Origin of the sequence: Pandoraea pneumonica (assembly GCF_902459645.1) — a bacterium.
GTDB classification, from domain to species: domain Bacteria; phylum Pseudomonadota; class Gammaproteobacteria; order Burkholderiales; family Burkholderiaceae; genus Pandoraea; species Pandoraea pneumonica.
The window spans coordinates 498,767-521,899 of sequence record NZ_CABPSK010000002.1 but is presented as its reverse complement, the minus strand read 5'-3'; the positions used below and the strand labels follow the sequence as shown (position 1 = coordinate 521,899).

Below are 23,133 nucleotides of genomic sequence, written 5' to 3'. Positions count from 1 at the left end.
TGATTTGTCTCCCCACGTTACAGCCCTCAGGCACGAATGTTTCCAGCGACCACACCCATCGCGCTGGTGCGAGATTGCATCGCCGTCTCGATGGCTTTGATCATGTCGGTAATCGACGCGTGATCGCGGTTGGCCTGCTCCTGCGTCGAACTAGCTGAGTCCTTGTGGACTTGGACCGCGGAGTCCTTCTGCTGCCGGTCGGCTTGCGCGATGGCCGAGGCGTAATTGCCGCCGCCGGTCGCGACACCGCCGGTCGCGCTCGACAGTTGCAACAGCGCCTGCGCCTTGAAGCGCTGATCGTCGAGCGGATGGCGTCCCTCGGGCGTTGCGGGCGTCGGCGTGCTCGCTTCGGGCACGTCCACGTCTGGCGTCGCTGACGGTGGCGCGCCGCCTTCGGGCATGTCCACGTCGGGCGTCGCAGGCGATGGCGATGGCGATGGCGGGATGGTCGACGCGGGAGCGTCGACGTCGAGCGTCCCTGCGGGGTTCGGCGAATTCGCCCCCGCTCCCGTCGCCGGTGTCGGAGCCGGTGCGGGAACGTCAACCTTCGCGCCGTCTTTCAGCGCGCTCGCTTCCGGTACCTTCTTCAATTGTTGATATGCGCCTGCCCCCGCCATGCCAACCGAGATCAGCGCGCCTGACAGATTGCCCATCATCGTGGCCATGCCGCCGCGCTTGATGGCGTCGACCGACCCTTTGAGCGTTTCCGACTGCAACTGCGTCAACGCGGCGCGAAACTTGACGTCGTTCTCGAAAGCCTTCTGGAAAAAAGCGAAGTACCGCATCAGCACTAATGCCTGATCCGACATGATCCCCCCTATCCCACCCATCCCCCCCGTCCCGTCATTACCCGCGAGCGGGTCGCCCCCCGGGGGCTTTTCACCGTTACCGGCAGCATTCAACTGGCGCAACCATTGATGGGCCGAATCGCGATCGGCTTGCGACGAAGGGGTATTCAACGCCGGGGCATGGATGTCGTGCGGGGAGTTCGCCCTGTTGTTCGCTTTCGCGTCGGCGTCGAATAGCTGAGGGATGTCGGCCTTCGGCCCGATGGCGTCCCACGTCGGCAACAACTGGCTCGGCGCGACGTACGCCGAGCGGCTCTCAACAACAGTGTTCATGGTCTCTCTCCGGATTCATCAGGCACGGACGTTGTTCAAAATGAAGCGCCCCGCTTCGTTCTGATTCTTGGCGGCATCGGACATCGAGCTCAGCAGACTGGTGATGGTGTTATCCGACGACGTAAAGCTTTGCGCGGCCTGCTTGACCCACTCGCTAATCTTGGCAAGCACCTCGCGCGAGACGACCATCTCCGCGGAGATGTCTGCTGCGTTCTTCTCGAAAACACCGGCAGCGACCTGACCGCCTGATTGCGTGCCGACCAGCCCCACTTCGCCCAACGCGGCCGTCTTCGTCAGCATGTTGCCCACGACCTGCCCCATGCCGTCGTTGATCCCCAAGCGGGCGGCCAGCGACGACATGCTCTGACTCAACATCTTGGTCCCCGACTTGAGCGATTCGCGGATCAGATCGGGCACGATCTTCTTCACCGTCTCGCTCACGAGATTGCCGATGGTGCCGCCAAGCTTGCTGGCAACGGCGGAACCGGCCACCAGCGTGACCGCCAGCACCGCAATGACGACCAGCGCCGCCAACACGGCCCCGACCACGCCGCCGACGATTTCCGCCGTCGCCTTGGGCACCCCCATCTTTTCGAGAAAGCCCCCGATGGCGCCGCCAATGGCCGTCGCCATGGGCTGAATCACGCTCGTCATCAACGGCTTGAGCGCTTCGCCCAATAGCGAAAAACCGGTCGCCGCACCGACGGTGGTATCGGCGAGCATCGCGCCGCCCAGCGCGACCATGGGCGTGCTCAGGCCACCGGTAAATGCCGCACCGACGATGCCGACCACGGTGATGATGGCGCCGAGAATTTTGCCCAGCCACCCCATCGCCTTGTTGAGGCTCTCCGCTTTGCGCACTTGCTCCCGGTATTCTTCGTTGCGTTTCTGAAGATCGTTCTCGCGGGCGTCGCGCACGGTCTCGAAGAACTTCATGTCCTCTTCGATGGCGGTCTGCGCCGAGTCCCCCAGCAGCTTGGCGTACATCGCCATCATGGCGATCAGCGATTTGATCTGCTCGAGATGCTCTTCACCTTCAGCACCCGGTTTGGCGTCGGGTACGGACATCACATCGCTGAGCAGCGCATCGCTTTTTTTGAGGGCAGCGGTCGCGGCATCCTGCGCCTTGTTCTGTGCGGTCTTCGCGTCTTCGAAATGCTTGGTGGCTGCATCAAACTCCGCTTTGGCGGTGTCGAGAGCGGTTTTTGCGGCGATGGACTCCGGGGTATCGGGCGCGGCGGCATCGAACGCGGCCTGCGCTTGCGCAAGCTTGTCGCGTGCCCGGTCAAGCGCCGCGCGCGCTTCGTTTGTCGACTTTCCGGCGCCCTCGAATGCGGCCAGCGCATCCTGTGCCTCACGCACGGCATTGAGGAACGCTTCGTTTTCCTTAGTGCGGATTGCCTGTTTAGAGGATTCCTGTGACTGCCACTGCGCCAGACGTGTCTCGATCTCGGCAAGCGAGCGCTCGCCCAACACCTGCATCAGGCGACCGATCAATGCCGTGAGGTCGCCCTTGTCATGCGAGCGGGGTGGGGTTAGCGCCGGGGCGTCGGTCGTCTCGACCGGCTTGCCGGGCAACGGCGGCGTCTTGTCGATGCTCGCCATCAGCAGGTCGCGCAGCAGCTGCGCATTGCTCGGCGGGAGCGACGGGGCGGCTTGAGCCGTAGCCGAAGCGTCGCCGCCATCTACTGGCAGGGGTGCGGGCGCGGGCGCCCGGGCGTCGATAGCGGTTGAGCTCATGCGGCCTCCTTGGCGCTCGCGCCGGTGTCCTGCGCGGGCTCCCCATCAATGACACTCAGATAGGCTTTGGCCTTACTACGCAAATCACCATCGAAGCTGCTCTCGCATACCTGTGAGAAGCACTCGCGTGCGGCGGTCGCGTCTTGCATCATCATCTGACATTGGCCTGCGTAAAACACCGGGCGATAGTCGTTCTTACCGACCGCAAACGCCATGGCGTACAGGTCGACGGCCTTCTGGTATTCCCCTTTCAACTGGCAAACGGCAGCCAGACCGACGATGTACTCGGGGTTGTAAAAGTCATAGATGCACAAGAAGCGGAAAAAGGCTTCCGCCTGTGCCAACTGCCCCTTGCTATAGAAGTCGTACGCATGGGCATACAACCCCTCCATCGTCTCGCTGGAAATGCCTTGAATGTCTTTCAGGCTGGCCCCGGCGATTACTGCATCCCAAATCGCGCTGGTCGCGCGAACGTCTTCCGTCTCCAACTGCTTTGCCGCATTTGCCATCGCTTTTGCTCCTTCCGATACCCGACACCGGGTGAGTCGTCGACCGGCGAGTTTTCCGGTCGGTAGAAATCCGCACGGCGTCCCGCCAGCCATGCGCCAGTTGGCGCCCTTCGTCGTCTTGCCAGTGAGGTGTGACTTATTCGCCTGCGTCGTCACCACCGGTAACGGCATGGCCGCCAGACAGCGAACCCACCCGTCGGGGCTGCCCGCGCGTACGGCCCGATAACAGGCATCGGCACGCGTTGCTGCCTCACGCGCCGACACCAGCGCGGTCTTCGATTTGTGGGTGGCGCGCGCGTATTGCGGGTCGCCCGGCGATAGCACATCGAGGACGACCTGCGCCTCAGCGACGGTGTAGTCGGCCTGAATCGCCACCTTCTGGCTCGCGCAAAACGCCTCACGGGCACGCGCGTGGTTCGCCTCGGTGCGGCGCGCGCAAACACGAAGCGCCAGCGTCGCACTGCGCTGGCGAAACGACGGCTCCGCGGGCGCAGGGGCGTTGGCTGGTGCGTTGAACGGGCGCTCGAGTTCGCTCGACAACTCGACACGGTGATCGCTCGCCACTCGCACAAGACCCGACATCGCGTCGCGCACGACAACGTTCAATACCGCCTGCATGCCGCCGGGCGTCGTATCTGTGCGCTCGTCCTGTCGTTTCATCCGTCCTCCCGAGTGCCCGATTCATGGGGTGTCGTCGCGGCTGCCTCTGGCAGTCAGCGGCATCCCGATGCGTTTCATTAAACCAATCCACCTCCTGAAAAACTTGCAGAAAGCGGCTTATTCCTCGTGAACTTTCGACGGGCCATTCGATCCCGTCTCCGCTGCACCGGTCTCCTCGACCACGTCACCCACGTCACCCACGTCACCCACGTCACCCGCGTCGTCGGGGCTAACCTCGCCGTCTTGTGCACCCGCACGCTCCACGTCTTCCAGCCATTGCAGCAAGCGCATGATGGCGTCGAGCGCATCGAGCGTGACGAACGTGTAGCGCCGATGCGTGCGATGCAACAGCCGCGCGAGCCGCACGTCGCGAATCACCGGCACGCCCACCGATTCGGCATACGTTCTGACCGCCAACGCGCGCTGGTTGGTTTCCATCACCGAGATGAACGGCAGCGCGATGATGTCTGGGCGGAAGTAGATGCCCACCGCGATATGCGTGGGGTTGGCGATGATCAAACGCGAATCGCGAATGTCGGCGCGCATGGGTTCGGACAGCAGCTCCCGATGCGCATCCTTACGCTTCGCTTTGATTTCGGGATTGCCTTCGCTCTCCTTGTGCTCGCGCTTGACCTCCTGCACCTCCATTCGGTGTTCGCGAATGAACAGCCAGAATTCGATCATTGCGTCGAGCACTGCGATGGGGGCGATGCACGCGAGCGTGATCCACGCGAGTTTGCCGACGAGCACCAGCCACGCGGCGGCAACGCCCGCAGGGCTCATATACACCTGAGCAAACAGCAGGCCCCGCGCGTTGAACCACAGCGCCGTGGCGATGCCCACGAAGCTCGCGAGGTACAGCACCGACTTCACGGCGTCCTTCACCGTGCGCAAGCTGAAGATCTTCTTGGCCCCTTGCAACGGACTCAACGCACCGAGATTGAGCTTGAGGGCTTCGCTCGCCCAAACGAAGCCCGTTTGGAGAAGTGCGGGCAGCACCGCCGCTGCGGCGCACACGAGCAAGACCGGCGCGATCATGCGCAAGCCGTGTTGAAAGAGGCTGAGCGCATACGCCTGCGGATTCGCAAACGTGCCGTCGGCAAGCACTTGCCGATATTCCTGCATGAGCCAGACGAGCGGGTCGGTCGACAGCACGAAGACCAGCCCGACAAAGACGAGCGTCACCATCGTCAGTTCTTTGCTCTTGAACGACTGCCCTTTCTTCGCGGCGTCACGCAGGCGCTTGGCGGTCGGCTTCTCGGTCTTCGCGGCCATGCTAGCGGCTGCCCGTGGACAACCAGCGCACGACGTCATGCGGGCGCGTCGTCAGCGCGCTGAAGGCATCGGGCAGCACCGCCGAGAAGTAGATCAGCAGCACGCCGAACGCGATCAAACTCTTCACCGTTAGCGACAGTGCGAACGCATTGACCTGCGGCGCAAAGCGAGACAGCAGGCCGAGCATCAGCTCGCATAGCAACAGTGCGCCGACCACGGGCGCGCTCAGCGAGATCGTGTGACTCATGAGGGTGTCGAGCAGCGAATGGACGCGCTCGACCGATAGCGTGCAGGGGCCGAACGGCTCGCAGACGCGATAACTGCGCGCCATGACTTCCAACAGCACCGTCATGCCGCCCAGTTGCAAGTAGATGACGGCACCAAACCACTGGAAGAAGTTGGCCAGCTCGGAGGTGTCGACACCGTTGGCCGGGTCGATCACGCTGCTCAGCGTAGCGCCGCGCTGGTTATCGAGATACGCCCCCAGCCCGTGACACACCCAGAACGGCCACGCCAATGCGCAACCCAGCAACAGGCCGACGAACGCTTCGCGAAGCACGAGCGACCAGAACGGCACCGTGGTGTCGAGCGGCGCGCCGAAGGCATAGGGCCAGACACCCACGGCCATCCACATGGCGACGGCCGTGCGCACTACGCCCGACATCACATTGCCGTTCAGAATCGGCAGCAGATAGACCACCGGGGCCACACGGGCGAAAGCCACAGCCGCCGCGAGCACGCCGTCGAAATGATCGGTTAGCAGCGTGGGGAGCGAGCTCAGCGGCGCGCTCATGTCATGCCTTGCCGGTCATCGCCAGCCGCATGACCGTGGTGCCGAATGTCACCAGCATCTCGCCATACCACCCCGCCAGTAAAAACAGACTCATCGAGACGGCCAGCAGCTTCAGCCCGAACGGCAGCGTCTGTTCCTGCACCTGCGTCACCGTCTGTAGCAAACCGACGGCCACGCCGACCAGTGTCGCCACGGCCACCGGCCCCGCCGAGAGAATCAGCACCAGATACAGCGCCCGGTTGCCCGCGAAGATCAAATTATCCATGGCCGCTCCTTATGTGTCCGGCTCATGGCGAGTACTGCCGAATCAATCCCTGCGACAACAACGACCAGCCATCCATCGCGACGAACAGAATCAACTTGATGGGGACCGAGATCGTCACGGGGCTCATCATCATCATGCCGAGCGAGAGCAAGATGCTCGACACCACCAGATCGACGACCACGAACGGTAAGTACAGATAAAAACCGATCGTGAAAGCGCTTTTGATTTCAGACAGCGCATAGGCGGGCAGCAGCGCGAAGATCGACGGCTCGTCGATCTCATTGCCCGGCGCGCCGGCATCGCGGGAAATTTCCTCACGGGCGAAGAACTGCGTGAGCCCAGGGTCGGCGTACTTCACGAGATACGCGCGATAGGGCGCGAGGCCCTCGTCGATGAACAGACGGACCGACGACGCGTCGGCGAAGTTGACCGGATTCACCTCGTAAGCATTGAACACCGCTGTGGCCACCGGCAGCATGACGAACATCGAGATGAGCAGCGCCACACCATTGAGGGTCATGTTGCTCGGCACCTGTTGCAAGCCAAGCGCGTTACGCACCATCACGAAGACGATGGAGAACTTCACATAACAAGTGCCCGATGCGATCAGAAACGGCAGCAGCGTGAACAGACTCAATACGCCGATGGCCGGTACATCACTCCACATGTCCCGCACCCCCGAACCACTCGTTGATCTCAACGCCCAGCCGCCCATCCAGTTGCACGAGTTCACCGCGCGCAATCAACGCGTCGTTGGCTCGCACCTCCACGCGCCGCTCTGCCTCCGGCAGCAGCGGCAACACGGGGTTCTGCCATAGCTGTCGCAGCTCGGCGAGCGAGAGGCGATGCCGTTGTAAAACGAATACGAGGTCCACCGGCAACTGTTCTAGAGACGTCGCGACCGGCGCCTCATCGCGCACCGGGTGCGCCGTCTCAGGTTGTGTGTACGTTTGCAGCATTAGCGCTCCTTCTTCGACCTGATAACTGCCCATCGTCAATCCGCCGCAGGTCAGCCCGCGATACAGGTCACGAATGAGCAACACATCCCCGCGCTCGACGGCGTGCAGTGTCGAGGCACACACACGGCTTGTGCCCAGCCCTGCATCCAGCCAGAACCGCACCCCATCGACATCGAGTACCCGTTCGTCGTTGACGACCGGTGCGCGAGCCAGCCATACCGGACACTCACTCGCCCGCACCTTGAGCAACGTACCTTCCGGCAGCGCACTGCCGTCGATGGGTGCCTCGACATCAAGCGCTTCGTAGGCCAGCTCGGGCGCGGGCATTTGCAGCGGACGCGCGCTCGACGCAAATAACCGCGCCGCCAGCCGCTCGGTGTCGGCACAGCACGCCAGCGAAGCCAGTTCGTGCGACACGCCCTCGAGCCACATGCCGGGTTCGACCCACGCCTGCCAAGTTCTCGCGGCGTCTTGCACACAGATCCACGTGCCCGTGCGCGGGAGGGGTTCGAGCGACGCGCGCAAGCCCCTGGCACGCCAGACCGCCTCGGCCTGCGCCAGCCGCGACATGCCTTCGTCGATGCGGCGCAGTCTCAGCATTCAGGCTCCTCTTGCGTGGCGTCCTCGACCGGCGCGACACCCGTGACGATCGATACCCCGGCCCCATTCAGTTGCCAACGCGACGAACCGCCCGCGCCCGTACTCGGCCACATCGCCTGCAAGCGGCGCTGCACCAGCGCGTCGGAGGCGCCCAGCACAAAGCGCCGTTGACCGTCGACCTGCACGGCCTGAACATTTACGAAGTGCCCCTTGCCCCAACTACCGAATGCGTAACGCATGCCATCGCCGCCCGTCGATGCCGCATGCCACGGCTCGCCGCCCCGCGGCGTGTGCCCGGGGTGGCCTCGCGGGTCGTGCGGCAGGGGGGCCATCATCGACGCGGTGTCGCGCGCCGCATGCCCGGCAATGCCCCACGCGGGCATGCCCTCCGGAGCGCTCGCCTCCGCGCTGTGACGATCGACAGGTTTTCGATGCGCAGGCGTTGCGTCGGCCATGTGAATGACCGTCGGTGGCGTCGCCGTGGCGTCTACGCGTTCGGGGGGCGGCGTCATGGAATGACTTCCGCGTGCGGCGGACAACGTCAGCGCGCGCGCTACGCGATCGGTCGCGGCGTCTGAGGCCGATCTGGCGTGCACTTCCGAGGGAGCGTCACCTTGTGCGGTTTCGGAATTCGAGGCGTGCTCGAGGTCCACTGCGGCGTGCTCGGCACGTGATGTTGGCAACCCCAAGCGCGGGTCTGCATGAACGAGCGTTTGCCAGACCTGTCCCTCGCCCGGCGAAACTTCGTGGCGTTTGCGCTGCGCGTCGCGACGCCGCAGTGCTGCCTCGAATGCCTTTGCCGCCTCGCTGTCGTCGCGCGACGTCTGCTTCGTATCGACTGGGTCTGACGCTTCGTTACCCATTGGCAGCGTTGCGGCGCCACCGATCACACCGGTGTCCATGTCAGTCGCTCCTCGAATTCGGTGGTTTCACGTTGTTCGGCACGTTGCAATGCGCGCTTGCGCCATGCTTGCGTCATACGCGTGTATTTCGTCTCCTTGCGGCACCACCGCCGTCGCAGTGCCTCACAGCGCTCGCGCTGCGTCGCCAGTTCGTCACGGGCTTCATCGAGCGCACCGGCTTGCACGCCCAGTTCGCGCACTTGTTGATGCAACAGAGCACCGTTGCGCAGCGATCGTTGAAGCTCGGACAAGCTCATTTGCACCTGCGAGAGCCGTGACGATTCGATCAATCCGGTAATGGCATCGCATTGACGCGCCAATGCCTCGCGCTGGGCCGCCAGCTTGACGTCCCTCACGGCGAGATCGCGCAGGTCGCGCTCCTGCAACTGCTTCATTTGCCCGGCGCACTGCTGCAACCGGTGCAGATCAGTCCACGATGTCATGCAATCTCCTCAGGGTTTCGTCTTCCGGGGACCATTCGTCTCGCGTCTGACGCAAAAACGCCTCCATCGCCGGTTTGGCCTCCATCGCGCGGTCGTCCTGCGCATCGAGTCCGGGCCGGTACTCGCCAAGGTCGACGAGGGTTTGCAACGCCGCCAGTCGCGCGAGCCATGCGCGTAGCTCACCCGCTGCATGCAGGTGTTGCGGCGTGGCGACGCGCGTCGCCACCCGGCTGACGCTGCGCAAAATGTCGATGGCGGGATAGTGGTTGCGTTGTGCGAGGCGTGCGCTCAGATGGATATGCCCATCGAGAATCGAACGAATCTCCTCGGCCATCGGGTCGGTCGAATCGTCGTCTTCGATCAGCACTGTGTAAAACGCCGTGATGCTCCCCGACGTGGCAGCCCCTGCGCGTTCGAGCAACTGCGGCAAGCTGCTGTAGACGGACGCCGGCACCCCCGCGCGCATCGGCGATTCGCCGGTGGCCAGCGCCAGATCGCGGCAGGCGCGCACATAGCGCGTTAGCGAGTCGACAAACAACGCGACGTGATGGCCTTGCTCGCGGAAGTACTCCGCCACGGTGGTGGCCAGCAACGCTGCGTTACGCCGGGCTACTGCGGGCGCGTCCGATGTCGCAAAGACCACCACGCAACGCTCGGCACCGGGCGAGCGGCGCAACTCGTCGACGATTTCGACCACCTCGCGCCCACGCTCACCGATCAAGGCGACGACGGTGGTATCGACTTCCACGCCCGCCATCAATGCATTCATGAACGACGTTTTGCCGCATCCGGCAGGCGCAAAGATGCCAACACGCTGACCGCGCCCGCATGGCAGACAGCCATCGATGGCGCGCAGCCCCGTATGCAGCCGCGAATCGATACCCGCGCGGGTGCCGTAGGCAAGGGCCGGCGCGAGCAATGTGCGCTCCGCCGACGGCAACGCCGATTTCTGAGGCATCGGCGGCACCGGCGGCAGTATTGGCCCGCCATCGATCCGATCGACGATGTCACCGCACGCATTGAGCACAGCGCCCCGCCATGCGGCCTGAGGACGGCACGTCGCCTGCCGCCCTGTCGGTACCAGCGCCGAGTCGCACGAGAGGCCCTGAGTGGCCGCAAACAGGCTCAAAATGGCATGCTCCTCGTTCACGGCAATCACTTGCGCCTGCCCTACCGTGGTGGTGTCGCGCCAGGTGCGGCGAATCTCGCAGATTTCGCCGATCGATACGCCCGGCAGCCGCGCCTGCGCTGTGTGCCCTGCGATGCGCGATACCAGCGCCATACGTCGAATGAACGGCGGCCCTGCGGGTGACACGGCGTTCATCGATGGCTCCACGAACATGGGGGGAAATTGGCAGGCATAGGCCGTTGGCTCAAACGGTGGAAATGACGTTGACCGAGACGCCATCGACTAGCTCGCCGAACGACAGCACTTCAAGGTCGCGAAAACGGGTTTCGACGAGCTTCTTGACGAAACGCCGCACATCGACCGACGCGAGCAGCACCACTTCCTTGTGCGCGCGCCCCGAGCTATCGAGCGCAACGCCGACGCGATCGAGCAACGTCTCGGCGTCTTTCGGTTCCATGTTGACGAACGAGCCACCGGCGGTTTGGCGAATCGCGCGACGCACGGTCTCTTCGAGTTCTGCACAGAGCATGACGACGCGCAGTTCGCCGTTACGCAAAAACTTGTTGCAGATGTAGCGGCCGAGCGCGCTGCGCACGTGCTCGACGAGATTGAGCACGTCCTTCTCGCGCGGTGCCCACATCGCCAGCACTTCCATCACGAGTTTCATGTTGCGCACGGAGATGCGCTCCATCACCAGCCGCTGAAGGATTTCCGCCACGCGCTGCAACGCCACATGGCGCAGCACTTCTTTCACCAGATCGGGGTAGTGACCTTCCACGAGGTCGAGAATCTTCTTCGCCTCCTGAATGCCGAAGAACTCGTTCACATGACGTGTGAGCAATACGGCGAGGCACTGGTACAACTCGTCGGCGGGGCTGAGCGTGGTGTGTTTCATCTGCGCAAGCATCTCGCCCTGCGCTGGCGTGACCCACGCGCAACGGCCCCGGTCCGGCCCCGAGAAGACGGGTTCCAACCCCAACGCCGCGACTTCCCGGGTGTAGGCCTCGACGCGCACCCGGTCGTAGTAAATACCGACCTCGTCGGCGCGAACTTCGTTGATGTAGACCGCAGCGCGAGCATCGTCGATTTGATCGGAACCTTGCAACAGCACCTCGGGAAGGTGCACACCGAAGTCGTTGAAGAACTGACTGCGAATACGGCGCGCGAACGCGTCGGCTTCGAGTGCCGCCACTCGGGCAGTCGGCACCACCACCGCGAGCGGTGCCGTGGCGGGCGCCACGCCGTCGAGATCGTCGATCAGCATCAGGCCGCTGCCCGGCCCCGCCTTGGCGGGTTTGCCGCCGCCTTTTCCGGTTGCGTCGCCGTCGATGCCCTGCCCTCCTTTCGCGTCGCCCGCCGCCCCGCGCTTCGGGCGCGCGAAATAGCACGCTGCTGCCAGGAGTGCCGCGAGCACCGTGAACGTGATCAACGGGAAACCGGGCAGCGTACCGATGAGCAGCGTGAGCATCGCCGTCGCGCCCAGGACAAACCGGTTGCCCATAAGTTGGCTGATGATGGTGCGGCCCATGTTGCTCACCTCGCCGTTGACCCGCGTAACGACGAAACCCGCCGCAACAGAAATGAGCAGCGCCGGAATCTGCGCGACCAGTCCGTCACCGATGGTCAGTGTTGAATAGGTGGTGACCGCGCCGCTCAGATCCATGTCACGCTGGGTGACACCGACGATGATGCCGCCGATCAGATTGACGAAGATGATGACGATGCCCGCAATCGCATCGCCCTTGACGAACTTCATCGCACCATCGAACGCACCATACAACTGGCTCTCACGCTCCAGCACGCTGCGCCGCTCGCGTGCGCCTTCGGTGTCGATCGTGCCTGCTTTGACGTCGGCATCGATGCTCATCTGTTTGCCCGGCATCCCGTCGAGCGAAAAACGCGCGGCCACTTCCGCCACACGCTCCGAGCCCTTCGCAATCACGATGAACTGCACGATGGTGACAATAGCGAACACCACGAAACCCACCGCGAGACTGTCGCCGATCACAAACTCGCCGAACGAATCGATGATCTTGCCCGCATCGGCATCGATCAGAATCAAGCGCGTGGTGCTGATCGACAATGCCAGCCGGAACAGCGTCGTGATCAGCAACATCGACGGGAACGACGAGAAGCTCAGAATCTTCTCGATGTGAAATGCGCCGAGAAAGAGCAGCACGGAGATGGCGATGTTGATGCCGATGAGGAAGTCGACCAGAAAGGTGGGCAGCGGCACCACGAGCATCGCGATCACGCACGTCATCAGCAACAGAATGACGATCTCGGGCCGCTCGCGCAGACCTCCCAGCAACACACTCGGCATCAGGCGCTCCTGCGGTCGCGCGAGACCGGGTCGGCGTGCGTCGCGACCGACTCGCGGCGATACGCCGTTTGCGCGAGCGCGCTCAGGCCGTCGAGCACGGCATCGCGGGCGTCTTGCGATTGCAGCGGCTCGCCCGGCAGCGCACTGCAAGCGCGTTGCAGCAGGCCAATCAGTTGGCTGTGTGCCTCGAACCCTTGCAGCATCGCCGCGTCGCCCGTCACGTCGCGCAATGCCCCGTCGAGCGCGGCGGGATCCGTCAGAATCGCCAGCAGAAAGTGCAGCCAGTCCTGTTCCCGGTCGTTGAAGGGACGGGCCATCGGACTGGTGCTGATCTGTGCGACAAACGTACTCTCGCAGGTGCGCAGACGCCGCAAGACGCCAAGCCGTGTGAGCGGCAGCAGAAACTCGCGCGCCGTGCTGCTCGGGTCGTTTGCCCGCATATCGTCGACCAGGGCGCCCTCCATGAAGTGCAGCACCTGCGCGCGCCGTGCAAAGCCGAAGTTACCGATCCAGTTCTGATAGACCTCGATGTCGCCCGCTTCATCGCACAGAAAATTGCGATACGCCGCGCGCAGCATCGACGGCGTACAGGCCAACGGCATCTCACTGCTGCACAAGCGCGCCTTGATCGCACAGTGAATACCGGCGAGCCGTTCGCGGACTTCCTCTGGTGGTGCTGCTTCGGCCTGCGCGAGGACGATATCGAGCGCGGCCTGCTGTTCGGTCGAAAGCGTCTCGCGTTGCGAGATCAGGACTTTGAGCGCCAGCCAGCGGTCGCTGACGTCGGGGAAATGGGTGAGCAGCATGCGCGCCAATTCGTTCGGCGAGTGCCACGATGCCGCCAGAATCCGTTGAATTCTGTCGGGTGCCGCGTCGTCGAGCAGACGCGCGTAACTGTCGTCTACGCCACGGTGCTCTTCGCTGCTGCGTAAGGCACGCGAGCGGAATTGAGCCATCACCGACGACATTTCATCGGAGGCGTCCAGAGCGCGTCGCAGATCGGCCCCCGGCCCGCCGACGAGGATGCGCCGAGCCCCTCCGTCGTCATCGTCGTCCGCCGTGCGCGTCGAGCGGTGATGGTTCGTCACCACCTTGTTCCCCGCTTTCTCCCCAGTCTTCTCCCCGGCCTGCGCCAGGGTGACCGGTACCGAGAAGGGGCGAAGCGATTCAAGCGCGGCCATAGACGCTCTCCTTTGATGGCACGGCGGGGGCTGTACTGTCATCCGCGTCGAGGGCGGGCGGCGTGTCGGTGCCTGACGGTGCGCTGCGTGGGTCGTTGTCACGCTGCGGGGCAGGCCGCGCGTCGAGTTCCGTGGCTGCCCGCACGGCTTGCACCGCAGCGTCCTGTGGATAGGGCAGCGTCTTCACCGTATCGGCGCCGATATCGCTCGCGTCGCGCGCCAGTGCCTGACCGATCTCTCGCGGTTGAATCAGAAACACGCGCACGTTGTTGTTCTGCGTGCTGCTGGTGTAGTGAAAGAGCCTGCCGAGCAGCGGGATATCGCCCAGCAGGGGAATTTTCTTCTCGACCGTATCGCCGCTGTCGCGTGTGTAGCCGCCGATCAGCAGGCTCTTGCCCTGCGGGACGCGCGCGATGGTGCTGATATGCGTGCGCGAGACGGTGGGCAACGCCGTGTACTTGCTGTCGCTGTCTCTGGGCGGCGCGCTCGTGCCGTCTTCGATATTGAGCGTCATCTCGATCTCGTCATCGCCAGCAAAGCGCGGCCACACGCTCACCATCGTGCCGTAGGTGACGCTGCGCAAATCGGTCGAGCGCTCGCCTTCGAGCGGCACGTAGAACGTTTGACTGCCGTCGAATAGCGCCGGGATGTTCTCCTGCGCGAGAATCACTGGCCGCGAGACCACCGTCGCCCGACCGTTGGACGCCAACGCGTGGATCTGCGCGAGAAAGCGCACGCCGTCGAGCGTGCTCACGGGCGTGGTGGCGTTGAGCAGCAGCCCCACTTTCGACCCTAAGTTCGCACCGCCCGACCAGTCGATGCCAAGCGAATCGAGCGCTTCTTTACGAAGATCGATGATCCACAGCGACAGCTCGATATGTCGGCGCGGCACATCGAGCCGCGTCACCAACCGCTCGATGCGCTCGACCTGCTGTGCCGTTCCCTTGACGATCAGACTGTTACCGGCGGGGTAGGCGCGCACGACGACCGGCGCCGTCGGGGACTCGCTTGCCTCGGGGGCATCGGGTGCGGCATCTGTATCCGCATTGGCAGGTGCTGCTGAAGCCTCGTCGTCGGCATCCTCCGCGCCGAGCCTTGCTCTCGGGGCAGACACCGCGGGCGCGGGGCGCGGCTGTGGCGCATCGCCCGACGCGACGAGTTCCCGCACGATCGTTTCCATGCCCGGAATGACGATCTTTTCATCGCGCAGCGCGTAGGTCCGGTCGGAAACGAATGCATTGTCCATGCGCACGACACCGATCTGCTCCGGTGCCGATGCCTGCGCGTCATCGCTTCGGCTGACACGATCCAGCGATTTCGCAGCGGCCAGCACCAGATCGACGTACACGGGCGGCCCTGACACGTAGAACACACCGTTGCGCGTGTCGCCGCGTACCTGATAGCGGCGGTCGTACAGGCCGGTGGTGCGCAGATATGCGGTCACATCGGCCACACGAGCGTAACGCAGCGACACCGTGGCGCTGCGCACTTCCGAGGCGTCGTAGACGTAGATCGACTGCCCGTCGTGATACCAGATGAGACCCAGCTTCGCCGCGAGCGATTCGAGCAGCGCGCGCGCGTTCGTCAAGTCGAAATCGCCGGAGACCTGCTTCTTCGCGGCGACCTTGCTGACGATGATCGGCTTGCCCAAAGAGGGCGAGAGCGCATCGAAGAACACACGCAAGTTGTCGTTGCGAGCCACGTAGCCGCCGCGCGACGTGGTGTTGCCGCTGCCAGTGACGCTCACACGCGGTACGGGCTCCGACGCCGTCGCGGATGACGTCGCCGACGCCGTGGCGGCCGAGCCGTCGAGCGGTCCAGCCGACGCCAGCGTCATCGCCCAAGAGGCATTGGCCGTGCCGGTCGCGGCAACGCACAGCAAAGCGAGAGCGAGGGAGTGCCGTTTCATCGTGCCGATGTCCGCAACGCACCTGCCGCACTGGTTGGCGACATGCCGATCAGTTCTTTGATCTCGGTGGAGAAATGCGACGACGAGGCGTAGCCGTTGCGAAGCGCGATTTCGGTATAGCTGTCGCTGCCCTGCGCGACTTCCAGCATCGAGCGCGCCATGCGCCAGTCGCGCAACACGATCTTTGCCGACTCGCCGAGCGCACAACGACATAACCGCCGGAAATGCGAGTACGACACCCCGTACTTCGCACACATGTGGCGCAGCGTGCCGCCCGTGTGCGAGCGCGACAGCAAGAAGCGCACGAGCTTGTACGACTCGCCTCGACGCAGCACGGTCAACATGGTGCAAAACGCGTCGCTGGGGGCGACCAACTGGCTCAGGAACCAGACCTCGCACTGGCGGCGATCGGCCCACACTGTGTCGACAGGCACGCGATGTAAGGCCGGAACACCGGTATACCGGTCGGCATCGCTCGGCCCCGCGACTCTCGCCTCATCCATGAAGGCGAGCAGCTTGACGAGCACGTCGCAGTGCAACGGGTGGTAGTGCAGCGCCCCGCCGCTCACTCGAATGTGACCACGGCCAAACATCAACAGCCCGCAGTAGCCCGACGGCAGCGGCACGCAAGTCGACTGACTGGCATGCGCGGCATGCAACTCCAATGAAAGGTCGCCTGCCCCCGCCGTCTGCCTGACAAACCACACGCCATCGCACGCCAGTGCGCGGGAATCGTTCGCACACAGTTCCTGCTGCGCTCCCATGATTTCCATACCTCTCATTGCCCACCTCACATCAAGTCACGCCAAGCCATTCGTCCGAGTCATCGTTGCTGCAAATCGCTCGACCGCCTCACTCCTTGCCGCCGATTTCTTCGTAACGCTCTTTTTCTTCGCCGAACCACCCGATCAAGGTGTTTCGTATCCACCCATCCCGAAACACCGACGCGAGTTCGTCGGTGATGGCGGTGTCGTCTTCCGCCGAAATGCCGTCGTCTGGCACATCCATCGAGGCCGATGGGCTTGGCTCGGACGCAATCTCTTCGCTCGCTTCCCGCAAGCGTTGCAGCAGGACCGGCGGCAACGTAAGGGAAGCGTCGCCGACACTTGGAGCAGGCGGGGGGAGATCGGATCGGGACACTGGGTTCATGAGGGGGCTCCTGGTGATAAGGACTCGACGGGAGATATCAGCGAGGCTTCCGGCATCTGCGCACACGCATGCCCCGCCAACGCCTTCACCCGCGCCTGCAAAGGCGAAAGTGCCGCACTCAGCAGCGTGTGCAGGTCGTCTGGCATCACTTCCGGTTGAATCTCAAGCGACTGCGTGGCGCGCTCGATGTACTCCGCCGGGTCGTACTCGATGACATGGTCGCCACACCGAACGGCCATCGTGTCGCCGCTATGCCATTCGAGCGTCATTGGCGCTGGGCACGCCGCTGCCAGCCGTTCGCGAATCGACTCGCTCTGTGCCCGCATCGATACGGGCAACGTGACGATCCGCGCGACATCGGACGCGTTCGCAGCGAAGGCGTCGAAGGCATCTTCGAGTGCCGCGAGCAAGGCTTGCGGATGTCTCACCGCCTGCGCGAGCAGCGTCTGCATCTGGGTGGTGATTTCGCTGCGCCACCGGCAACAAAGCTGCTCCGTTCGCATGAGCTGCGCAACGGTATCTTCCAGCGCCGCCGCGATGCCATGCGCGTAACCGTTGCGCCCCGCGTCGCGTTGCAACTGCGCCGTACGGGCTTGCGATTCGCGCACGTGTCGCTTCGCCCATTGCCGGATATCGCGATCGACACGCACGCGCACCGCACCCCGTTCGAGGTGTCGTCGCTTCACGAGCACACCGTCAATGACCGGCGTCAGGGGGGGAATGGGGATGCTTTTTGGCATATTGCAAGGCAGTCACGAACAGACGTAAATCGAACGCGCCCGGGCAATGCGCGATGCGGGCAACGTTCGAGGCAAACAGCAACGGCAGACGCTGGCGGACGGGCTCGGGAAGGGGCGCCGCCATCGCGGTCAGGCGCGAAAATCCCTCGGCCAGCAGATCGGCATGGGAAGGCGGGTGCGGCCCCGTCGGTGAGGTCGGCTCAAGCAGCGGCAAGCGGGCGAACGCCGTCGCCCACGCGGGCAAGCGCAGTAATGCTGCGCGGCGACACAACCCGGCCTTGAGCGCCTGACATCCCATCAGGTAAGCCACCTGCGGCAAGCGCCGCCAGTTGAGCAGCCACGCACGCTCTGCAATGCCGACGCGGTCGAACGGCCAGTGCGTATCGAGCTCCAGCGCGACAATCAGGATTTCGTTGACGACGGCGCGCTGACGCGGCGACGAAAGCGATTCGGGCAGCGCGAAATGGGCCGGATGGATGTACGACACCGGATCGAACATCATCAGCCGCCAGCCCACGGCAATGGCGCTGGAGGATTCGCGCAGACCGGGTTTCGAGCGCAGGGTCACGGCGCGTCCTCCGTGGCAGCGGGGATGCGCGCCTTGCCCGAGCGCGCGAGCGCCAACGCGCCGATGCCGATGAGCGCCACAAACGCCAGCATCGAGACGAGTCGTCCGATCGTCCAGAATTTGTCGTTGCGGCCACTATCGCCATGATTCATTGGCAACGCCGTGGGAAGATCGAGCGCGTCCGGCTGCGGCGAGAGCACGACGGAAATGTTTTCGTAGCGCACATCGTCGATGCTGTTCTTGAGAAAGCGCTTGATGTCGTTGATCAGTGCCGTGGGATCGGCACCTTTCTGATAGACCGCGACGGCGGCAACGTGCGGTGCCGTCTGCGCTTGATCCATCGCCAGTCCCTCGACGTCGTAGCTCAGGTGAACGCGCGCCGCCAGCACGCCGCTCATCAACCGCAGCGACTGCTCGAGCCGTTGCTCGATGGCCGAGTACAAGCGCGCACGTTCGGCGCGGGGCGACGCCACCAGCGCGTCGGGCGGGAACATCTGCGCAATCTCCACGCGCGGGCGTGAAGGCAAGTCGTAGGTCTTGAGCCAGTCGACGGCGGACGGAAAGTCGGCCGCGTCGACCTTGATCGTATAGCCCGCCTTGCCCGCATCGACCTTTTCCGCCGCAATGTCGTGACGCAGCAGCACCGCCGCCACTTCGTTGGCTTGCTGCTGGTCGAGCGACGTGAGCAGCGTCTCGCTGTGCCGACAAGCGGCCAGCGAGACGACTACGCACGCGAGGAGGGCATGACGGAAGTTCACCGGAGCAAGGCCTCCACGGCACCGACGGCCTTGCGCGCCAGCGTGGCGGTCATCGAGACTTCCACGCTGTATTCGCCCAGACGGGCTTGCATGGCATTCAGCGCAACGGGGTCCGATGCGTCGATTCGGCCGATATCGTCGGTTACGCGGATGCGCTCCGATTCATACCGAGCCGACAAGTCGGCCGCGGCATGAAGGAAACGCGACTCCAGCGAGCCTCCGGTACCGGCGTCACCAGCGATGACCGAGGTCTGCATATCGAGCGCTTCGGGTCGCATTGCGGGGGCAATGGCGGCTGTCATGACGGTGCTCCTGTCAGGGTTGAAGGGAAGTCGGCATCGCGTCAGAACTTCTGGATGATGCCGGCCGCCGTGTCGCGCCAAGTCTTCACGGTCGACGACTGCGCGCTCAAGACCATCGTTTTTTCGCCGAGCCTGGCCTGATACGCGGCGAGTGCGCTGGCGTCGCTTGTCTTTTTCTTCACTTCTTCGAATGCCTCTTGAAGGCGTTTGTCCAGATCTTTCGCGGTTTCGTCGAACGCCCACGACATGGTCTCGAGCGTTCTGTAGCCATCGGGGGGGGTGATATCTGCCATGGGGAACTCCTGTGTAGTGGGGTGACTGCGGGGGGGTTACTGCGGCTGCATAAACTGCCACTGCTGGGGACCTTCCTTGACGTAGGCCATCGCGCCGTAGGAATAGGATTTCTGACCGGTCCAGTCATCGCGCAAATCGACGTTGAATCGCACGAGCTTGGTTCCCCAGCGTTTGGCGAAGGACTCCATGAAGCTGTAGAGACGTCGCAATTGCACGTCGTCGAGTTCGGCGCTGATGTGGAACGTCACGCCCTCGGGGGTATCGGTGCGCAGGAAGGGCACCATCTGCCGCTTGAGTGCGTCTTCGGCTTCGTTGCTGGCGTCGGCCTCGTCGTGCGGCACGATGCTCACGCGTTTGGCGTAAGGCATCTTCTCGTGCAGCAAGCTGCGAAACTGCGCGGCTTCAGGCGACGAGAGCCGGAAGTGCTGCTTGCCGACCCACAACTCGGGCGTCGCCGGATCGTCGAAATAGAGCTTGAAATAGGGGACCTGATTGCGCGACGCGTCGATCCATTGCGTAATGCGATCGTTCTCTTCGTCGAGCGCCAGCACGACCAGACCTTCGCGCTGAATGACCGCAGCCCCGAGAATTCGCGTCAGAGAGAGGCGCTGTGCGCTGTCTTCCGTGAGCACGTACATCATGCCGTCGGTGCCGGGAAGCACCCGTGCACGCCCGCCGATCGTCTCGAGATAGTCGGCGATGCCTTCGGCTTGCCGCTGCGGCGCGCTACGCAGATAAAGCCACGAACTGCCCGCGACGCCGATGAGCAGCACCGTCACCCAAAGCATTTGGCGCCAGCGGCGGCGACGCTTGTCCGGATGCATGGCCGCGTCGGTCGCACCCGCTGGCGCGCACATGCTGCGCGATACCTCTTCCGACCACGGCTCGCTCGCGCGTCTCACGCCGATACGCACGTCGCCGATGTCTGCGATCTGCGTGGCGTCGATACCCATCTCTCGGCCCGCCGCATCGCTCAGCACTCTGACGAAAACCCCCGGGCGCCCGTCGTGGTCGACCAAGACTTCGAAGTTGTCGCCCTCGCCGTCCATCGGCACATAGATGGCGTTCGGCGGGATGTCCGCCTGCCATCCCCGGTCGATCGCCGGATCGCTGGGACCGATGACGAACAACGTCACCCCATTGGTCAGCATGAATTCGCAGCCGCGCATCGGCCCCGTGAGCAGACGCAGCACGGCACTGTGCTGCACGCTTTCGATCGCATCCGGCAGAGTGTCTGGCTTCATCAATTGTTCGCGAGCAGGCGATGCGTGCGACGGCTGCGAGATTCGGCTTCCCGCGAGTCCCCCGCGACATGCGGCGTTCGCGCTCCTTATGAGTAACATCGTTGACGCCGATGCTACTGACGCGGAGATATCGAGTCATGATGGGATTCTTCGTAAATCCCCCGAGCGCGATCATGATTTGCAGACGCGGCTGCGCTACGCGAAAGCCGCACGGAATGCGGCCCTCGCCCGGAAAGCCCGGAGACTGTGGCGGGAAACGATGCGCGGTGGGATTACCGTCTGTCAGACGGATTTGACGTGATGTGGTAGGCGGCCCGCGTGGTGGGCGGCGGTGACGTTGAAACGTCAGCGCCGCCGGTTTGGGCGATTACCGGGCGGAAGTGGCGTTGTCTGCGGTGCCTTGCCGTTTGAAGGCGTCGAGTTTGCCTTGGGCAGCGATATCGCCTTGGGCCGCGGCTTTCTCGTACCAGAACCGTGCCCGATCGAGGTCGGGGGTCACGACGCCGTAGCCGCGCTCGAAGTAGCTCGCGACGATGTACTGCGATGGCAGGTCACCGCCTCGCGCGGCTTTTTCGTACCAGCCGAAGGCGATCTTGTAGTCCTTCGGCACACCGCGTCCGATGAAGTATTCGTTGGCAATCGCCGCTTGCGCCTGCACGTGGCCTTGCTGCGCCGCCTTTTCGTACCAGTGGTTAGCTTGTGGAATCGACTTGTTCACGACGTAGCCATCGTCGTACATCTTGCCGTACACGTACTGTGCCTGCGTCATGCCCGCATTGGCTGCGCGGTCGAGCCATTGCACGGCACCCTGCGGATCGGGTGCCCCGCCTTCGCCCGCGAGCAGCATCATCGCGTAGTCGAATTGCGCCAGGCGGTTGCCTTGCTGTGCGGCGCGGCGGAACTCGTCGAGGGCTTGCGTCTGCTGTCCCGCCTCGTAGTCGTGGACCGCCTGATCGGTCAGTGCCTGCGCAGGCGCCTGAGCCGCCGCCACCGCATACGGGATCGATTGGCAGGCGACACTCACTAGCGTGAGTGCGGTGCTGGCAAGCAGCCAGCGCATGGCGTAGGACGTCGACATGAGGTACCTCCGAGGGCGGGCACGCGCCTATTGTGCGCCAAACCGGCCACGCGTGTCGGTGACTCGGTTCGCCATGAAAAACACCCCGAAAACCGGGGTGATCTCCGGCGTTTCGGGGTGTGCTTTCCCGCGAAGCTCGTCTTGTCTTCGATTTACGGCTTGATGTAGGCGTAACCCTTCTGCTGAAGACGCGTGAGTTCGACCACGCCCGACGGCGTGAAGTCGGCGTCGAGCACGAACTGGTCTTTGGTCAGATTGCGCTGCTTCATGGTGATTTCGCACACTTCGAACTTCACGCCGCGAGCATGCAGGCCGGTGACGAGACTCGCCACGTCGACGCCGTCTTTCGCCTTGTAGTCATTCATCAGAAAATCGACGCCTTTCGCGTGGGCAACCACAATGACTTCGGTGTCCGGCACGGTATCGAGTTGATTGCGGATGTTACGCAGCCCGGCAATCGCTTGGCTGTCTGCGTCATTGATGTGGTACACGACCTTGTCTTTCGCGAAGGCCGACGTGGCCGGCAAAGCAAAAGCCGTCAACAGCAAAGCGGCAAACAGGCCGCGCAAAAACGATTTCATTTGAGTTGTCCCCTTTGAGTTACGGTGTGCAATCCGCATGATAGCTTGCTGCGGCGATCGTGCTGCAAGGGCGTCACCCCAAAAACAAAAAGCCCGCAAGACGCTAGGTCCGGCGGGCTCTACTGAGTGACGCGCAGCGTGAAAGGCCTAACGCGCGTAATTCCGTTATGCCGTGACTTCCGACCAGCAGTTCGGCGTCTCGTACAAGCGCAGGCGCACCAGTCGCAAATCGCGGCCGTAGTGGGCATCGAACACGCCGCTCAGTTTGTCGAATGCGGCAGCGGCGAGATTCTCGACCGTCGGCACGCGATCGAAAACGACCGTCTTGTGATCCGGCATCGTCGCGAGAAAATCGCGCACGGCCGTGTCGCCCTCATACACGAGGAACGCGTGATCCCACACCGAGACGAGATGCTCGTTGGCGAGCGCCTTCACATCGGCGAAGTCCATCACCATGCCGTTATCCGACGCACCGCTCTCGCGGCTCACTTCGCCTGCGAGCGTGATCTCGAGCACGTAGCGATGCCCGTGCAGATTACGGCACTGGCTGCGGTGATCGGGAATGCGGTGGCCCGCATCGAATTCAAGTTTCCGGGTAATCGTAATCACG

General features: G+C 63.6%; 25 protein-coding genes. All 25 read right to left on the bottom strand.

Annotated elements, in window-relative coordinates; all coding sequences use genetic code 11:
- Nucleotides 1–26: 26 nt before the first annotated feature.
- The 25 genes from PPN31114_RS11360 to queD all read right to left on the bottom strand — a co-directional run bounded on the left by PPN31114_RS11360 (nt 27) and on the right by queD (nt 23,132).
- A complete protein-coding gene (locus tag PPN31114_RS11360) occupies nt 27–1,121 on the bottom strand; it encodes a hypothetical protein (RefSeq protein ID WP_150679615.1) in 1,095 nt (364 codons plus the stop codon).
- A gap of 18 nt (nt 1,122–1,139) precedes the next feature.
- Nucleotides 1,140–2,861 (bottom strand): type III secretion system translocon subunit SseC family protein, encoded by a 1,722-nt coding sequence (gene sctE, locus PPN31114_RS11355; RefSeq protein ID WP_150679614.1) that lies wholly within the window; start codon nt 2,859–2,861, stop codon nt 1,140–1,142.
- A complete protein-coding gene (sicA, locus tag PPN31114_RS26550; RefSeq protein WP_281350965.1) occupies nt 2,858–4,030 on the bottom strand; it encodes a type III secretion system translocator chaperone SicA in 1,173 nt (390 codons plus the stop codon). The genes sctE and sicA overlap by 4 nt, the downstream gene beginning before the upstream one ends.
- Before the next feature lie 117 nt (nt 4,031–4,147).
- Complete coding sequence (locus tag PPN31114_RS11345; RefSeq protein WP_150679613.1) at nt 4,148–5,305, bottom strand: EscU/YscU/HrcU family type III secretion system export apparatus switch protein; 1,158 nt, start codon at nt 5,303–5,305, stop codon at nt 4,148–4,150.
- Between the two features lies 1 nt (nt 5,306).
- Entirely contained in the window at nt 5,307–6,098 is a 792-nt protein-coding gene (gene sctT / locus PPN31114_RS11340; RefSeq protein WP_150679612.1) for a type III secretion system export apparatus subunit SctT, read from the bottom strand.
- A gap of 1 nt (nt 6,099) precedes the next feature.
- Complete coding sequence (locus tag PPN31114_RS11335) at nt 6,100–6,363, bottom strand: EscS/YscS/HrcS family type III secretion system export apparatus protein (protein WP_150679611.1); 264 nt, start codon at nt 6,361–6,363, stop codon at nt 6,100–6,102.
- Between the two features lie 22 nt (nt 6,364–6,385).
- On the bottom strand, nt 6,386–7,030 hold the full coding sequence (locus tag PPN31114_RS11330; RefSeq protein WP_150679610.1) for an EscR/YscR/HrcR family type III secretion system export apparatus protein: 645 nt from the start codon (nt 7,028–7,030) through the stop codon (nt 6,386–6,388).
- Entirely contained in the window at nt 7,020–7,922 is a 903-nt protein-coding gene (locus PPN31114_RS11325) for a YscQ/HrcQ family type III secretion apparatus protein (RefSeq protein ID WP_150679609.1), read from the bottom strand. The genes PPN31114_RS11330 and PPN31114_RS11325 overlap by 11 nt, the downstream gene beginning before the upstream one ends.
- Nucleotides 7,916–8,824: a SpaN/EivJ family type III secretion system needle length determinant gene (locus PPN31114_RS11320; protein ID WP_150679608.1), complete on the bottom strand. Its 909-nt coding sequence runs from the start codon at nt 8,822–8,824 to the stop codon at nt 7,916–7,918. The genes PPN31114_RS11325 and PPN31114_RS11320 overlap by 7 nt, the downstream gene beginning before the upstream one ends.
- A complete protein-coding gene (locus PPN31114_RS11315) occupies nt 8,809–9,267 on the bottom strand; it encodes a hypothetical protein (protein ID WP_150679607.1) in 459 nt (152 codons plus the stop codon). Before PPN31114_RS11315 ends, PPN31114_RS11320 begins: the two co-directional genes overlap by 16 nt.
- Nucleotides 9,251–10,591: a FliI/YscN family ATPase gene (locus tag PPN31114_RS11310; RefSeq protein WP_150679606.1), complete on the bottom strand. Its 1,341-nt coding sequence runs from the start codon at nt 10,589–10,591 to the stop codon at nt 9,251–9,253. The genes PPN31114_RS11315 and PPN31114_RS11310 overlap by 17 nt, the downstream gene beginning before the upstream one ends.
- Before the next feature lie 49 nt (nt 10,592–10,640).
- The gene (locus PPN31114_RS11305; protein WP_150679605.1) at nt 10,641–12,719 is read right to left on the bottom strand and encodes an EscV/YscV/HrcV family type III secretion system export apparatus protein; all 2,079 of its coding nucleotides are present in this window, start codon (nt 12,717–12,719) and stop codon (nt 10,641–10,643) included.
- Complete coding sequence (gene sctW / locus PPN31114_RS11300; protein ID WP_174987952.1) at nt 12,719–13,900, bottom strand: type III secretion system gatekeeper subunit SctW; 1,182 nt, start codon at nt 13,898–13,900, stop codon at nt 12,719–12,721. Before sctW ends, PPN31114_RS11305 begins: the two co-directional genes overlap by 1 nt.
- Nucleotides 13,887–15,809: a type III secretion system outer membrane ring subunit SctC gene (gene sctC, locus PPN31114_RS11295; RefSeq protein ID WP_150679603.1), complete on the bottom strand. Its 1,923-nt coding sequence runs from the start codon at nt 15,807–15,809 to the stop codon at nt 13,887–13,889. The genes sctW and sctC overlap by 14 nt, the downstream gene beginning before the upstream one ends.
- A complete protein-coding gene (locus PPN31114_RS11290) occupies nt 15,806–16,582 on the bottom strand; it encodes a helix-turn-helix domain-containing protein (RefSeq protein WP_217426944.1) in 777 nt (258 codons plus the stop codon). The genes sctC and PPN31114_RS11290 overlap by 4 nt, the downstream gene beginning before the upstream one ends.
- Nucleotides 16,583–16,661: 79 nt before the next feature.
- Nucleotides 16,662–16,958: a hypothetical protein gene (locus PPN31114_RS11285; RefSeq protein ID WP_150679602.1), complete on the bottom strand. Its 297-nt coding sequence runs from the start codon at nt 16,956–16,958 to the stop codon at nt 16,662–16,664.
- Nucleotides 16,955–17,644 (bottom strand): hypothetical protein, encoded by a 690-nt coding sequence (locus PPN31114_RS11280; RefSeq protein WP_150679601.1) that lies wholly within the window; start codon nt 17,642–17,644, stop codon nt 16,955–16,957. Before PPN31114_RS11280 ends, PPN31114_RS11285 begins: the two co-directional genes overlap by 4 nt.
- Nucleotides 17,645–17,654: 10 nt before the next feature.
- Nucleotides 17,655–18,266, bottom strand: a complete 612-nt coding sequence (locus tag PPN31114_RS11275; RefSeq protein ID WP_150679600.1) for a type III secretion apparatus protein OrgA/MxiK — start codon at nt 18,264–18,266, stop codon at nt 17,655–17,657.
- Nucleotides 18,263–19,024 carry an EscJ/YscJ/HrcJ family type III secretion inner membrane ring protein gene (locus PPN31114_RS11270; protein ID WP_150679599.1) on the bottom strand — a complete coding sequence of 254 codons (762 nt, stop codon included), beginning with the start codon at nt 19,022–19,024 and terminating at the stop codon, nt 18,263–18,265. The genes PPN31114_RS11275 and PPN31114_RS11270 overlap by 4 nt, the downstream gene beginning before the upstream one ends.
- Entirely contained in the window at nt 19,021–19,326 is a 306-nt protein-coding gene (sctI, locus tag PPN31114_RS11265) for a type III secretion system inner rod subunit SctI (RefSeq protein WP_150679598.1), read from the bottom strand. The genes PPN31114_RS11270 and sctI overlap by 4 nt, the downstream gene beginning before the upstream one ends.
- A gap of 41 nt (nt 19,327–19,367) precedes the next feature.
- Nucleotides 19,368–19,619 carry an EscF/YscF/HrpA family type III secretion system needle major subunit gene (locus PPN31114_RS11260; protein ID WP_150679597.1) on the bottom strand — a complete coding sequence of 84 codons (252 nt, stop codon included), beginning with the start codon at nt 19,617–19,619 and terminating at the stop codon, nt 19,368–19,370.
- 36 nt (nt 19,620–19,655) lie between these two features.
- Complete coding sequence (locus tag PPN31114_RS11255) at nt 19,656–20,864, bottom strand: PrgH/EprH family type III secretion apparatus protein (protein WP_174987949.1); 1,209 nt, start codon at nt 20,862–20,864, stop codon at nt 19,656–19,658.
- Nucleotides 20,865–21,231: 367 nt separating this feature from the next.
- Nucleotides 21,232–21,942: a tetratricopeptide repeat protein gene (locus tag PPN31114_RS11250; protein WP_150679595.1), complete on the bottom strand. Its 711-nt coding sequence runs from the start codon at nt 21,940–21,942 to the stop codon at nt 21,232–21,234.
- A 152-nt stretch (nt 21,943–22,094) separates the two neighbouring features.
- Nucleotides 22,095–22,523 (bottom strand): DsrE family protein, encoded by a 429-nt coding sequence (locus PPN31114_RS11245; RefSeq protein WP_150679594.1) that lies wholly within the window; start codon nt 22,521–22,523, stop codon nt 22,095–22,097.
- A gap of 165 nt (nt 22,524–22,688) precedes the next feature.
- Nucleotides 22,689–23,132: a 6-carboxytetrahydropterin synthase QueD gene (gene queD / locus PPN31114_RS11240; protein WP_058376785.1), complete on the bottom strand. Its 444-nt coding sequence runs from the start codon at nt 23,130–23,132 to the stop codon at nt 22,689–22,691.
- Nucleotide 23,133 lies beyond the last annotated feature (1 nt).